Consider the following 15,819-nt stretch of genomic DNA (forward strand, 5'->3'; position numbering starts at 1 on the left):
CGCGGGCGCGTCCGGGGTGGCGGCGACTTGCGCCTCGATCAGTTGCTGCAGGCACTGCTCCAGCGGGTAGTCGGCGTGGGTGCGGTTCCAGTCGTAGACCACCTGTTGCTGCTGCGCGGCATTCAACAGCGGCAACTCGGCGATGCGCTGCTGCGGCTGGGCGACGATGGCGGCCAACAGGCCCTGCCAGTGCCCGGCAAGCTGGGCGATGGTGGCTTCGTCGAACAGCGCGGTTGCGTAGGTCAGCGACACTGCAATCCCTGCCTCGTGCTCCACGGTCTCCAGCGTCAGGTCAAACTGCGCTGTCCCGCGTTCCCAGTTCAGGGTCTCGACAGCCAAGCCAGGCAGCTGCCGACCCTGCCCGCGCGCTTCAGTCCGGTGATTGAACATGACCTGGAACAACGGGCTATGGCTGAGGCTGCGCTCTGGCTGCAAGGCTTCGACCAGCTGCTCGAACGGCAGGTCCTGATGGGCCTGGGCACCCGAGACGCGTCGCTGAGTCTGCTCAAGCAGTTCAGTGAAGGTCATCCCCAGGTCGAAGTCCGCCTTGAGTACCTGGGTGTTGACGAAAAAGCCGATCAGGCCTTCGGTCTCCATTCGATTGCGGTTGGCCGTGGGTATGCCGACACGGATATCGTTCTGCCCGCTGTAGCGGTGCAGCAAGGTCTGGTAGCTGGCCAGCAGGAGCATGAACACGGTCACGCCCCGATCACGCGCCAGCTGCTTGAGGCCGGCACACAGTGTGTCGTCCAGGCTGATATCCAGGCTTGCACCTGCCCGGCTCTGCACGGCCGGGCGAGGACGGTCGATCGGCAGTTCCAGCACCGGCTGCTCCCCCCCCAGCTCGGCCTCCCAGTACGCCAGCTGACGCGCCAGCTCACCCGCTTCCATGCACCGGCGCTGCCAGATGGCATAGTCGGCATACTGGATCGGCAGTTCCGGCAACGACGCCGGCTGGCCAAGGCGATGCCCCTCGTAACTGCGGATCCACTCGTCCAGCAGTATCGGCATCGACCAGCCATCGGAGACGATATGGTGCATGACCAGGATCAGCACATGGTCGGCCTCGTTCACCTGCAGCAGCCTTACCCGCCACAGCGGCGCCTGCCCCAGGTCGAAAGGCTGGCCGGCCTCTTCTTCGATGCGACGTTCAAGGCGCTCGGCAAAATCAGCGTCGGGTGCCGCTGCAAAGGGCTCCTGCACAATGTCCACCCGCACACTCGGTTCAATGACCTGGACAGGCTGGTCGCCGTCCTGGGCAAAAGCGGTGCGCAGGCTTTCGTGGCGGTGCACCAGGTCTTCAAGGCTACGCTGCAGAAGCGCGGGGTCCAATGCGCCCCTGAAACGCAGGGCCATGCTGATGTTGTAGGCCGCGCTTTCGGGCTCGAACTGCCAAAGGAACCACTGGCGCTGCTGGGCATACGACAACCCGATGGGCCCCCATTCGTCCCGTATCCGCGGGATCGGCAGCCGAGCGAAGCTCATGCCCTTGGACTGCATCTTTTCAAAGAATTGCTTGCGCTGCTCCAGTGGCAGATGCAGAAACCGTTTAACCAGGTCGATGTTCTGGGCCGTCATTTCAAACACTCTCCAGTTCTGCCAGGAAATCACTCAACTCATCGACATCCGCTGGGCTGGCAGGCGCCAGCTCAGCCATCGTCGCCACGTAGTCCGCAAGTCGCCCGGCACTGAACAGGGCCGAAAGCGGCACCTCCAGCCCCAGCAGCAACTGCACGCGCTGGGTCGCCTGGACTGCCAGCAGCGAATGTCCGCCCAGCTCGAAGAAGTTGTCGTTCATGCCGACCCTTTCAAGCTTCAGCACATCGGCCCAGATCGCTGCCACCTGCACTTCAAGTTCGCTGCAAGGCGCCACGAAACCTTGCTGAAGCGTGTTTGCATCCGGTGCAGGCAGGGCTTTGCGGTCCAACTTGCCATTGGGGGTCAGTGGCAGAGCGTCCAGCGCGACGAAGTGCGCCGGGACCATGTATTCCGGGAGCATGGCCTTCAGATACTCACGCAGGGTGTCGCGAAGCGACTGCATGCACGCATCAGCCACAAGGTACGCGACCAGTTGCCGCCCACCCGGGCCTTCGCTATCGATCACCACCGCTTCGCGAATGGCGGGATGCGCAAGCAGCTTGAGTTCGATCTCGCCCAGCTCGATGCGGAAACCACGGATCTTCACCTGATGATCGATACGCCCGATGTACTCGATCATGCCGTCGTTGCGATAGGACGCCAGATCACCGGTCCGGTACAGACGGCCTCCGCCATGCTCGGAAGTGTCGAAAGGATCAGGCAGGAATTTCTCCGCGGTCAGTGCCGCACGCCCCAGGTAGCCCCGGGCAAGACCGGCACCGGTAAGGCAGAGCTCGCCCGCAACCCCGGACGGCATGGATTTACCATTGATGTCCAGCGTGTACGCTGTCGTGTTCGCGATAGGCCGGCCAATATTGGCTCGCCCACCGGACTCACGGCGGGTCCAGGTGGAATAGGTGGTGTCTTCGGACGGCCCGTACAGGTCGTAGACATGCTCCACGTGGCCCAGTGCATAGAGCCTGTCCACCACTGGCTGCCGCAAGGGTTCGCCTGCCAGGTTGACAATGCGCACGCTCGCAGGCAGCGAACCGGCGTCGAGCAGCGCCTTGATGGCCGAGGGCACGGTATTGACCAGGCGTACGCGTTCTCGTGCCGCCAGGTAGGGCAGTTCCAGCGCATTCTGCGCGAGCACCGCGTAGCCACCCGCAGCCAGCGTGACAAACAGCTCCCATACCGACAGGTCGAAACAGATGGACGTCGATGCCAGCACGCCTTGCAGGTCCTGCGTGGTGTAGACCGTGCGCGCCCAGCCGATCAGCGCCGTGACATTGCGGTGCTCGATCAGCACACCTTTGGGCAGCCCTGTGGATCCCGAGGTGTAGATGCTCAGTGCCAGGTTGCCCGGCGCGGTGACATTGTCCAGATGCCCATCAGCGTCGTCTCGCAGCTGCAACCGGTCAAGCAGCAAGACTTCGGCCGCCCCGCCCTGCGGCAAGCGATCCGCCAGCGAAGCCTGGGACAGCAACAGACGAGCCTGACTGTCCTGCATCATGTAGGCCAGGCGATCACGGGGGTAGAGAGGGTCCAGCGGCACATACGCACCGCCTGCCTTCAAGATCGCAAGCAGACCGATCACCATCTCCTGGCTGCGCTCGAGTGCAACCCCTACCAGTACATCCGGGCCCACCCCGCGTTCGCGAAGGTGGTGCGCCAACTGGTTGGCACGCCGGTTGAGCTGCTGATAGGTCAGGTGTTGGTCGCCGAAAATCAGCGCGGTGGCATTCGGCGTGCGAGCGGCCTGCGCTTCGATCAACAGGTGTACACAAGGCGCGTCCGAAAGCGACAAGGCATCACCGTGTCGATGAACGAGGTCTTGCAGGTCCTCGCCCTCGGTCGTCATTGCCAGGTCACCCAGCCTCTGATCTGCACCACTGACCAGCGCCTGCAACAGCGTGCCGAAGTGGCGGGCGATCTGCGCGATGCTTTCTTGCGTGAAACACTGGCGGTCGTAGCTGTAGTGCACCGACAGGTGCGTACCTGCGCCAATCGCCAAGGTCAGCGGCACGCTCGACTGTTCATGCCCGTGCACGTTGCCGAACACGAGCCCGGCGGGTGCGCTCTGCTGCAGCGCATCGCCGACCGGGTAGTTCTCGAACACCAGCAAGGTATCGAACAGCCCTTCCCCACCCGATCCGGCCCAGCGCTGGATGTCGTACAAGGGGCTGTGTTCGTATTCGCGCAGCGCCAGGTTCTGCGCCTGCAGTTGCTGCACCCATTCTGCCACCCGCTGCTGCGGACGCGGGTTGGCGACCACCGGCAGCGTGTTGATGAACAGCCCCAGCTGTTGCTCCACACCGCGCAGCTCCGCCGGGCGACCGGATACCGTCGCACCGAAGCTCACGCACGATTGCCCGGTGTAACGCTGCAGAAGCAGCAGCCACGCCGCTTGCACCAAGGTATTGACGGTCACCCGCTGCTGCCGGGCAAAAGCAGCCAGCGACTGCGTCTGCTGCTCGCTCAAGCGCTGCTGGTGTTCACCGTAGCCGGTACCCAGGCGGGCCTTGTCCTGACGCATGGCCAGTGCCAGGCGCGTAGGCTCGTTCAGGTCATGCACCTGCTGCTGCCAGAAAGCCTGAGCTTGCCGGGCATCCTGGCGCTGCAACCATTCGATGTAATCGCGATAGCGGCCCGGCAGCCCACCGTTCGGCACCCCGGCATACGCCTGGAGCACCTCCGCGAGCAACTGCGCATTGCTCCAGCCATCCATCAGAATGTGATGGCTGGTGAAGACCAGATAGCACGATGCTTCACTGGTGCGGATAACCGCCAGGCGCAGCAGGGGGTCATGCTGCAGGTCGAAGCCCTTGCGCAGATCCGCTTCGGCCCAGCTGTCCAGAGCCGCACCCTGCTCGGCGATGCCGGCCCAGTCCAGGTACGTGAACGGCAATTCGAGCTGCCTGCGAATGACCTGCAGCGGGTGCTGGAAGCAGGTCACGAAGTTGGCCCTGAGCACCTCATGGCGATCGACAGCGGCCTGCCAGGCGAGCCTGAAGCGTGGCACGTCGAGCCCTTTGACGTCGACGCGCATCTGGTTGATGTAATGCCCCCCGCCTTGCTCGAACAGGCTGTGGAACAGCATGCCCTGCTGCATGGGCGCAAGGGGATAAAGATCTTCGATCTGCGCCGCCGGAACAGGCAGACTGTCCAGTTGGGCCTGGGTCAGCCCGGCCAGCGGAACATCCGAAGGCGTCAAACCTGCGTGGGTATCCGCCAGGCAATGCTCGACAATCGCCTTGAGCTCGGCAGCGAACTGGTCGGCCAGGCGCTGCACCGTGTCAACGTTGAACATGTCGCGGCTGAAGGTCCACTCAAGGTTCAGCTCACCGGCATAGACCTGGCCATTGATCGACAACCAGTTGTCCAGCGGCGCTTCGCTGCTCTGGCTGGCGCCGGCGCTTTCGCCAGCAGGCACCAGGAACGCCGACGCATCGGCGTCCGAGCCCGGCGCGAAGCTGCCGTCGAACTGCCCCAGGTAGTTGAAGGTGATGCGGGGGTTCGGCAACTGCGCGAGCGCCGCGCGGGCCTGCTCATCGCCCAGGTAGCGCAGGGCACCGTAGCCAATGCCTTTGTCCGGGATCGACCGTAGCTGTTCCTTGATCCGCTTGATCGACGCATCAAGCGTCTGCTCTGGGCTCAGTCGCACCGGGAACACGCTGGTGAACCAACCCACGGTCCGCGTCAGATCAATGGTATCGAACAACGCTTCGCGGCCATGCCCCTCCAGTTGCACGAGCACGTCGCTGCGCTGGGTCCAGCGTGCGATGACGCGGGCCAGTGCGGTCAGCAGCAAGTCGTTGATCTGCGTACGGTAGGCAGCAGGTGCCTGTTGCAGCAGTTGCCGGGTACTGGCCGAGTCAAGACGGGTGCGGGCGGTGCCGACATGCATGCCATGCAACGAGCCACCCGGGTTGTCGCAAGGCAGGTCGGCATCAGCCTGGCCGAGTTGCGCCTGCCAGTAAGCCAGCTGCGCCTGCAGCGTTTCGCTGCGAGCGTAGCGCTGCAAGTGCGCAGCCCACGCCTGGGTCGCGCTGGTCTTGGCTGGCAGGTCGACTGGCTGGCCGGCGTGCAACTGGCGGTAGGCGGTTTGCAGGTCTTCCAGCAGCACGCGCCAGGACACCCCGTCCACCACCAGGTGATGGATCGCCAGCAACACGCGCTGGCTGCCATCCGCGAGGGTTGCCAGCAATGCCCGCAGCAACGGGCCGCGCTGCAGGTCAAGGCTACCCTGGACGTCATTGCACAACGCTTCAAGCGCCTCGGCATCCGCCACAGCAGCCTGCCACAGCAGACCTTGCTGTGGCTCTGGCGAACCATAACGAGCCGTCCATTCACCCGCTGCACAATCGAAGCGCAGGCGCAGCGCGTCATGGTGGATCACCAGGGCCTGAAGCGCTTGCTCCAGTGCCTGGCTGTCGAACGCCTGACCTGCCTTGAGCAACAGCGCCTGGTTCCAGTGGTGGCGCTGGGCAATGTCCTGCTCGAAGAACGATTGCTGGATCGGCAGCAGCAGGGTCTGGCCAGTGGCAGCCTTCTGCTCGATCAGCAATCCGCCTTCGTCCCCTTGCCTGGCGACCGAGGCCAGTCCTTGGACGGTCTGGTGCTGGAACAGCTCTTTGGGGGTGAAGTGGATACCCGCCTGACGCGCGCGGCTGACCACCTGGATCGACATGATGGAATCGCCACCCAGTTCGAAGAAGTTGTCGGACAGCCCCACCTTGTCGACTTTCAGAACATCCGCCCAGATCCCGGCGATGGTCTGCTCCAGCGCGTTTCGAGGTGCCACGTACACTTGCTGCAGCTGAGTGACGTCAGGCGCTGGCAGGCCCTTGCGGTCCAGCTTGCCATTGGGCGTGAGCGGCAACGTGTCGAGGAACACCAGGTGCGTGGGCACCATGTAGTCCGGCAAGGTCGCCTTGAGGTGATCGCGCAGTTCGCTGCGCAGCAGGCTTTGCCCCGGCAGGTCGTCAAGCTGCACATCCGCACTGACCAAATACGCGGCGAGCTGCTTGCCGCCTGGGCCCTGGATGTCGATGACCACACTTTCGCGCACCGCCGGGTGATCCTGCAACCGCGCCTCGATCTCGCCAAGCTCGATACGGAAACCGCGGATCTTGACCTGATGGTCGATGCGCCCCAGGTAGTCAACCAGACCGTCGGCGCGTGTGCGGGTCAGGTCACCGCTGCGGTAGACGCGCTCGCCGTTCGCGGCGAACGGGTCGGGGACGAAGCGCTCGGCGGTCAGGCCTGGGCGGTCGAGATAGCCACGCGCCAGGCAGAGCCCGCCAAGGAACAGTTCGCCACTGTGCCCCAACGGCACCAGGTTGAGGCTGGCATCGAGGACATAACTGCGGCGGCGCCCGACCAGGCGGCCGATAGGCGCGTAGGCCGCGCCGCAGGTATCGCCTGGCGACGCGCTCCAGAGCAACGGTGTGACCACCGTTTCGGTCGGCCCGTAGCCGTTGAAGATGTATTGCGGGCGCAGGGCCTGCCAGGCCAGCTCGTATCCAGCTTGCGGTACGGCATCACCACCGAAGCAATAAATGCGCACCGGTGGCGGGTTGCCCACCCGCAGGGCATGCTCGGCCAGCTGTTGCAGATAGACCGGCGGGAACACGGCAATGGTCACGCCATGCCGGTGCATCTCGGCGTAGGCCTGCTCGGGCAGCCACAGGCTGTCGTCACGCACCAGCACACTGGCGCCGTTGATCAGCAGGTGCATCCAGGCCTCATGGGCGCCATCGAAGGCGAAGGACATGAAGTGCAACTCGCAATCCTGCGGGCCGGTTTCATAGCGTTCACCGTTGGCCAGAATGTGCGAGGCCAGAGGCCCGTGCGCCACTGCGACACCCTTGGGCATGCCGGTCGAACCCGAGGTGTAGATCACATAGGCAAGGTTGTGCTTTGACAGCGCCACCTCGGGCGCCGTGTCCGGGCCTTGTTGCCAGGTGGCCGGCAGGTCCACCGCCAGCGTCGGCAACCCGTGCGGGATTGGCAGCGTGCCCAGCACATCGCTCTGCGTCAGCACCAAGGCCGCAGCGCAGTCCTGCATCATGTAGCGCAGGCGGTCCTGCGGATAGGCGATGTCCAGCGGTACATACACGCCACCGGCCTTGAGCACCGCCATGAACGCCACCATGATGTCGGTGGAGCGGCGCATGGCGATGACCACCCTGACCTCCGGGCCGACGCCTTGCTCGATCAAGCGGTGCGCCAGGCGATTGGCCTGCGCATCGAGTTGGCGGTAGCTCAGGCGTTGATCGTCGAAGCGGATCGCGATGGCTTCGGGGGTGCGGGCAACCTGGTCTGCGAACAGTTGATGGACGAAACGGTCGTCCGGATGGTCGTCGCCAGTCTGGTCCCACCTTGCCAACAGTTGCTCACGCTCCTGCCTGCCCAGCATCGCCAGTTCGGCGACACGCTGATGGGGTTGACGCACGATGTCGGCCAGCAGGTTGCACCAATGCTGCGCCAGCGCCTCGATGCGCGGGCGGTCGAACAGCGCGGTGGCGTAGACCAGCGAAGCGCCCAGCCCCTCGGCATGCTCGAAGGTATCAAGGGTGAGGTCGAACTGTGCGGTATAGCGCTCCCAGGCCATGCCTTGAACTTCCAGCCCGGGCAGGCTGCGCACCTGCCCCCGCTGTTCGGTCTGGTGATTGTAGAGCGCCTGGAACAGGGGGCTGTGGCTCAGGCTCCGCTCAGGGTGCAGCGCCTCGACCAACTGCTCGAACGGCAGATCCTGATGAGCCTGGGCCGCCAGGGCCGTCTGACGCGTTTGCTCAAGCAGCTGGCTGAAGGTGGTGTGCAGGTCGAACTCGGCCTTGAGCACCTGGGTATTGACGAAGAAGCCAATCAGGCGCTCGGTTTCCAGGCGGTTACGGTTAGCGATCGGCACCCCAACGCGAATGTCGTCCTGCCCCGAATAGCGGTGCAACAGGGTCTGGAAGCTGGCCAACAGCAGCATGAACAGGCTGACGCCCTGCTGCTGGGCCAATGCCTTGAGCGCGTGCACGAGGTCGCGGTCCAGGTCGATGGCGAAACTGGCGCCGGCGAAGTCCTGGTTGGCCGGGCGCGGGCGATCACCGGGCAGTTCGAGCACCGGCTGCCGGTCGCCCAGCTGGGCCTTCCAGTAGGCCAGCTGGCGCTCACGCTCACCGGCCTCCATCCACTGGCGCTGCCATACGGCGTAGTCGGCGTACTGGACAGGCAGCGCAGGCAACTGCGCCGCCTGCCCGTTGCGCAGCCCTTGGTACAACTGCACCAGTTCATCGACCATCACCGGCATCGACCAGCCATCGGAGACGATATGGTGCAAGGTCAGTACGAGGACATGGTCATCCTCGGTCACGCGCAACAGTTTCACGCGCAACAACGGCCCGTGCTCCAAATCGAAGGGGCGTTGCGTCTCTGCCTCGACCAGGCGCTTGAGCAGCGCGGCCTGTTCGTCTCCCTCGCACGGTTCGACCCCTTCGCAGGCCAGGCTGAACGGCTGCGCCGGGTGGATCACCTGCAGGGCTTGGTCACCGGCCTGGCGGAAGGTGGTACGCAGGGTCTCGTGCCGCGCGATCAGCGCTTCGAAACTCAGGCGCAGTGCCTCGACATCCAGCTCGCCGCGCAGTCGCAGGACCGTGGCCATGTTGTAGGCGGTACTTTCAGGGGCCATCTGCCAGAAGAACCACTGCCGCTGCTGGGCATAAGACAAGGCCAACGGCTGCGTGCGGTCGACCGGCTGCAACGCCAGGGCAGGCGCGTGCGTGCCCTGCCCTGTCAAGGCAACGAAATCAGCCAGCACCGGGGCTTCGAAAAGCGTGCGCAGGGGTATTTCCAGGCCCAGTACCTGGCGAATGCGCGAGGTGACCTGGGTAGCCAGCAACGAATGCCCGCCCAGTTCGAAGAAATGGTCGGTCAGGCCGATGCGTTCAACCTTGAGGACCTGGGCCCAGATGGCTGCAATCTGTTTTTCGCGTTCGCTGCGAGCGGGCACGTAGGCAGGCTGGTCGAGGCTCAGGTCAGGCCTTGGCAGTGCCTTGCGGTCCAGCTTGCCGTTCGGCGTCAGCGGCAATTGGCCGAGGAACATCAGGTGCGCCGGAACCATGTAGTCCGGCAATGCAGCCTTGAGGTGGCTTGACAGGTTTTCACGCAGCGCATCCTGCGGCTCAACACCGCCCTCGATTACCAGATAGGCGACCAGTTGCTTGCCGGTGGGCCCGTCGATGTCGATGACCTGTGCTTCACGCACCCTGGCATGCTCTTGCAGTCGCGCTTCGATCTCGCCCAGTTCGATGCGCAGGCCGCGAATCTTGACTTGATGGTCGATGCGACCGACATAGTCGAGAACACCCTCGACACGCGCGCTTGCCAGATCACCGGTACGGTACAGACGGCCGCCGCCGACCGGGTCGAACGGGTCGGGAATGAAACGCTCGGCGGTCAGCGCCGGGCGGTTGAAATAGCCACGGGCGAGGCAGCCGCGACCACCGATCAGCAGTTCGTTCACCCAACCGGCCGGGGCCAGGACAAGGCCATCGTCACAGACATAGGTCACCCTGCCGCCCACCGCCCGCCCGATCGGCACGATGGCCTTGCCACCGGCACCCGGCTCCAAGCCTGCACAGTCCTGAACAGTGGTTACCACGGTCGCCTCGGTAGGCCCATAGGTATTGAGCAGACGTGCCTGCTGCAATCCGCTGGCGTACCAGTCGCCAAGGCTTTCCATCGGCATGGCTTCACCGCCCACGTGCACCTGACGCAGCGATGCGCAGGCGCCGGCGGGCAGCTTTTCCGCCGCCAGCATGCGCCAGTAGGCGGTGGTCAGGTCCGCCACGGTGATGCCGTGGGTGACGATGGCCTGCTTGAGGGTTTCGATGTCCCACAGCTGCGAGCCGCGCATGACGACCCGGGCACCGCAACACAAGGCCGGGTAAAGCTGCTCGACAAAGCCGTCGAAGTTGACCGTGGCGAACTGCAGCACCCGATCACTGGCATCGAGCCGCGAATAGTCAGCCGCCACGCTGCAGAACACCGACAGCTCCCGATGAGCGATGGCCACACCTTTGGGCTTGCCGGTGGACCCGGAGGTGTAGATCACATAGGCCAGGTTGTCGGGGACGGTCAGGCTCACCGGGTTGGCCGTACTGTAGTTGCCCAGCCACTGCTCACCCGCCTGCATTTCAAGGCAGGTCACCGTTGTGGAAACCGGCAGCATCGGTACCAGGTGGGGCTGGGTCAGGAGCAGGTGAACACCGCTGTCCTGCATCATGAAGCGCAGGCGCTCCTGCGGGTATTGCGGGTCGAGCGGCACGTAGGCACCACCGGCCTTGAGAATGCCAAGCAGGCCTACCACCATGTCCAGGCTGCGTTCCACGGCGATGCCAACACGCACCTCAGGCCCCACGCCAAGCTCGCGCAGCTTGTGGGCCAACTGGTTGGCGCGGCGGTTGAGTGCCTGATACGTCAGTGCCTGATCATCAAGGACCAGCGCCGTAGCCTCCGGTGCGCGCAGAACCTGCGCCTCGAACAGCTGATGCACACCGAGGCCTTCGGCGAAACGCAAGGGGGCCGGGTCGACGGCTTCGAGTGCCAGCGTGTGCTGGGCAGCCGACAGCAAAGGCAGCTCGGCCACCGGCAATGCCGCGTCCTTGGCCAGGGCGCCCAGCAGGTTGACCCAGACCGATGCCAGGCGTTCGATACGCTCGACGTCGAACAGGTCCGATGCATAGCCAAAGGAAGCGATCACACCATCGCTGCGTTCGAGGGTGTCCAGCGACAGGTCGAACTGCGTGGTGTGTTCGACCAGGTCGACCTCCTCGACACGCAACCCTTGCACGCTGTCGCCGGAGACCCGCTCGCCAAGGTCGCTCAGGTGGTTGTACATGACCTGGAACAGTGGGTTGTGGCCCAACCCCCGCTCGGGTTTGAGCGCTTCCACCAGCACATCGAAGGGGATGTCCTTGTTCGCCTGAGCCTGCAGGGTGGTCTCTTTGACCGCCAGCAACAAGTGCCTGAAGGACTGCAACGGATCGACCGCCACGCGAGCGACCAGTGTGTTGACGAAGAAACCGATCAGCCCTTCCAGCTCAAGGCGATTACGGTTGGTCACCGGCATGCCGATGTTGAGCGTTTCGCGCCCGCTGTAGCGCGACAGCAGCAGTGCGAACGAGGCCAGGAACACATGGAACAGCGTGGCATTGGCAGCAACCGCCAGACGCTGCAGATCGGCGGTGAGCGCGGCAGGCAGGAGTATATCCACGCGCCCGCCGCGATAGCTCTGGACCTGAGGGCGAATACGGTCGGCAGGCAGTTCGAGGACTGAAAAATCGTCTTCCAGCGTGGTTTTCCAGAATGCCAGCTGGGCCTGCAGCTCGCCCGAGGCCAGGCGTTCGCGCTGCCAGGCGGCGTAATCGGCGTACTGCACCGCCAGCGCCTGGCGCTCGAGCGACTGCCCGGTGGTGTGGGCGTTGTAGACGGCAGCCAGCTCGCGGACCATGACGCTCATGGACCAGCCGTCCGAGACGATGTGGTGCAACAGCACGGTCAGCACCTGCTCGTGCGAGCCACCCTGGAACAGCTTGACCCGAATCAGTGGCCCCTGCTCGAGGTCGAAGGGCGTAAGCGCCTCGTCCTGTAGGCACTGCTGCAGCGCCCGGCCGTCGGCAGTGCTGAGGTCATGGTACTCGATGCACGGCGACGCTGCGGGCAGTATGCGCTGCCGGGGGATGCCGTCATGCTCTTCGAAGACCGTGCGCAGGGATTCATGGCGCATCACCAGCGCATCGAACGCGGCCTGCAACGCGGCCCGGTCCACCTGGCCTTGCAAGCGGATGGCCAGGGGGGTGTTGTAGGCGGTGCTTTGCGGGTGCAGCTTCCAGAACATCCACTGGCGATACTGGGCGTGCGAAACCTGCAGCGGCACCGTCCGGTCCAGCACCTGGATCTCGCCCCCGGCGACCTGCTCCAGCCCCTGCAGCGCCTCGACGAAACCGGACAGGTCGGCAGTGTCGAACAGCACCCGCAAGGCCACGTCCAGGCGCAGTTGCTGCCTGATCCGCGAGACCACCTGAGTGGCCAGCAGCGAATGGCCACCCAAGGCGAAGAAATTGTCGTCGAGGCCGACCCGGGATTGTTGCAACACGTCGGCCCAAATGGCCGCGACCTGCATCTGCAGTGCGGTCTCGGGAGCCCGGTAAAGGGCTGTGACGGCGACCGGCTCAGGCAATGCCTTGACGTCGACCTTGCCGTTGAGGGTTACCGGCAGATGCTCCAGCAGCATCAGGTAATGCGGCACCAGATGCTCAGGCAGGGCGAGCTTCAACGCGGCCCGGACACCGTCGACGACTGCTTGACGGGCTTCGTCCTGCGCAGCCCAGTGCTGCGGGACCAGGTAGGCGGCCAGCTGCCGATCGGCGTCTTCGCCAACCACGCGCACAACGGCGCTTTCGATTCCCGGCAACTGCCGCAGACAGGCATCGATCTCGGCCAGTTCGACGCGGTAACCGCGAATCTTCACCTGGCCATCGATGCGCCCGGCAAACATGCATTCGCCGTCAGCGTTCAGGCGTACCCAGTCGCCGGTACGGTACATCCTCGCACCCTCGGTGCCGCAGGGGTCGGGCACGAAGCGCTCGGCGGTCAGCGCCGCCTGGCCCAGGTAGCCACGCGCAAGCCCTGCACCGGCGATATAGAGCTCCCCCCTGGCCTTGCCGGGCACGGGCTGAAGGCAGCTGTCCAGCGCATGGGCGCGCAGGTTTTCCAGCGGCTGGCCGAGCACCGGTCGATCCTGCAGGGCATGGGTAAGGACGCCGACCGTTGTCTCGGTGGGACCATAGTGGTTGATCACCTCGAGGTCGGGCGCCAAGGTCTTGATGCGGCCCAGAAGCGCCGCAGTACACGCTTCGCCCCCGACCACCAGGCAGCGCCGTGGCAAGGCTTCGGCACCTGCGGCGAGCATGGCCTGCAAGTGCGAGGGGACGATCTTCAGTGCATCGATGGCATGCGCCTGCAGGTAGGCGGCGAAGACCTGGGCATCGAGCACGGTCTCCTTGGGCAGCATGTGCAGGGTCTTGCCGTAGCACAGTGCACCGAACAGCATGGTGTGGCCAAGGTCGGCCGTCGGCGTGGTGACCATCGCCAGGTTGGCGATCTGGTCCATGGGCAGGCGTTGGCTGACGCCGCGCACGTAGTTGACCAAGGCGCCATGGCTGACCGCGACGCCCTTGGGCTTGCCGGTGGTGCCGGAGGTGTAGATGACATAGGCAAGGTTGTCGGCATGGACCGCCACCTTGGGCGCCGACGCTGACGGGTAGTCGCCCGCCACGTCAATCGCTGTGACGCCTTCAGGCAAGCTGATCTGCCCCGCTCGGCCCACTACCCATTTGACCTCGCTGTCGGCAAGCATGAAGTCGATGCGCGCCTGGGGCTGGTCAGGGTCCAGCGGCAGGTAGGCGGCACCGGCCTTGAGCACGGCCAGGATGCCGATGAGCATCTCGCAGGATCGGTCGGCCACCACGCCGACCCGCTGATCCAGCTGTACGCCACGCGCCAGCAGTGCGTGGGCCAGGGCATCCGAGCGTGCCTGCAAGGTGGCATAGCTGATTCGACCGGCGTCGCCGCTCGCTGCAAGGCCTTGCAGGTTGAGGTTGGCGGCCGTTTCGATCAGGTGATGAACGCACAGGCCGGGCGTTTGCGCCCCGGCAGCTTGCGGTTCCAGCGGCTGTACCGCCTGGGTCGCCAAGGGCAGCTCGCCGACCGCAGTGGAGGGCGATTGGGTCAGCCCGTCGAGCAGTCGCAACCAGTCCTCACCGAAACCGATGATCGTGGCTTCTTCGAAGACATCCAGCGCATAGGTGAACACCGCGTGCAGACGCCCGGCGCTTTCATAGGTGTCCAGGGAAAGGTCGAAGCGAGCGCTGTGCTTGTCCAGGGCGACTTTTTCCAGCGTCAGCCCACTGCCAAGGCGGACCTGACCGGCGTCGGCGATGGCCGCCTGGTGGTTGAACAGCACCTGGAACAACGGGCTTTGCGCGCTGCTGCGATCCAGTTCGAGCGCCTCGACCAGGCGCTCGAACGGCAGGTCCTGGTGCGCCTGGGCGCCCAGGGCGGTGTCTTTGACCCGGCCGAGTAGCTGGCTCACATCCATGAGCGGGTCGATATCGGTATGCAGCACCTGGGTGTTGATGAAGCAACCGATCAAGCCTTCTACTTCGGTACGGTGGCGGTTGGCGACCGGAACGCCGACGCGGATGGCGCGCTGGCCACTGTAGCGTTGCAGCAGCAGCTTGAACGATGCCAGCAGCACCATGAACAGGGTAACCCCTTGGGCGCTGGCCAACGCCCTGAGACGCTCGGCAAGCGCGGGGTCGACCTGCAACTCGCGCCGCGCACCGCGATGGCTCGGTGCGCCGACACGGGGATGGTCGAGCGGCAGCTCAAGCACGGCATGATCATCGCCCAGTTTCTCGCGCCAGTAGCTCAGCTGTCGCGCCTGCTCACCGGCTTCCAGCCAGCTGCGTTGCCACAGCGCATAATCGCGGTACTGGATGGGCAGCGCCGGCAGGGTCGCTTCGCTGCCCTGACAGGCAGCATCGTACAAGCGCACGAACTCATCGATCAGCACGTTCAGCGACCAGCCATCGGCCACGATGTGGTGCAGGGTGAGCAGCAGCACGTGCTCGTCGGTAGCCAGTTGCAGCAGGTTCACGCGCAACAGCGGCCCTTGCAGCAGGTTGAAAGGTGCCTGCGCCTGGCCTTCGGCCAGTGACGCGACACGGGCCTCGCGTTGCGCCGCTGCCAGGGCGGTGAGGTCGTGCTCGACGATGGCAACGGCCTCGGCAGCGAGGACCTCCTGGTACAGATGCTCACCCTGGGTACGCAGGCGCGTACGCAGGCTCTCGTGGCGCGCAACCAGGCGATCGAACGCTTGCTGCAGGGCCTGGCGGTCGAGCTTGCCCTTCAGGCGCACAGCCATGGGCAGGTTGTAGGCAGCGCCCTGGGGGTCCAGCTGCCAGAGAAACGACATACGCCGCTGGGCGTAGGACAACCCATCGCGGTCATCGCAGGCAACATCGGCAGGGATCGGAAACAAGGAAAAATCGACGCCCTCTGCCTTTAGCCCGGCCAGGAACAAACGGCGTTTCTCCGGCGGCAGTTCGATAAAGCGGCGAGCGAGTTTCAACGAGTTTTCGGCATTCATGCAATGCGTCCTTAGCGATAGGAAGCGGGACCACA

At 64.7% G+C, this 15,819-nt stretch carries 2 protein-coding genes; both read right to left on the reverse strand.

The window, feature by feature from the left end:
• Positions 1-1,578 (reverse strand): condensation domain-containing protein (locus ACF8R4_RS11540; RefSeq protein ID WP_392492425.1); only part of this gene is annotated, 1,578 nt, incomplete at its 3' end.
• Between the two features lies 1 nt (position 1,579).
• Positions 1,580-15,784 carry a non-ribosomal peptide synthase/polyketide synthase gene (locus ACF8R4_RS11545; RefSeq protein WP_392492427.1) on the reverse strand — a complete coding sequence of 4,735 codons (14,205 nt, stop codon included), beginning with the start codon at positions 15,782-15,784 and terminating at the stop codon, positions 1,580-1,582.
• Positions 15,785-15,819: the final 35 nt, after the last annotated feature.

Origin of the sequence: Pseudomonas sp. FYR_2 (assembly GCF_043106425.1) — a bacterium.
Lineage (GTDB): Bacteria > Pseudomonadota > Gammaproteobacteria > Pseudomonadales > Pseudomonadaceae > Aquipseudomonas > Aquipseudomonas monteilii.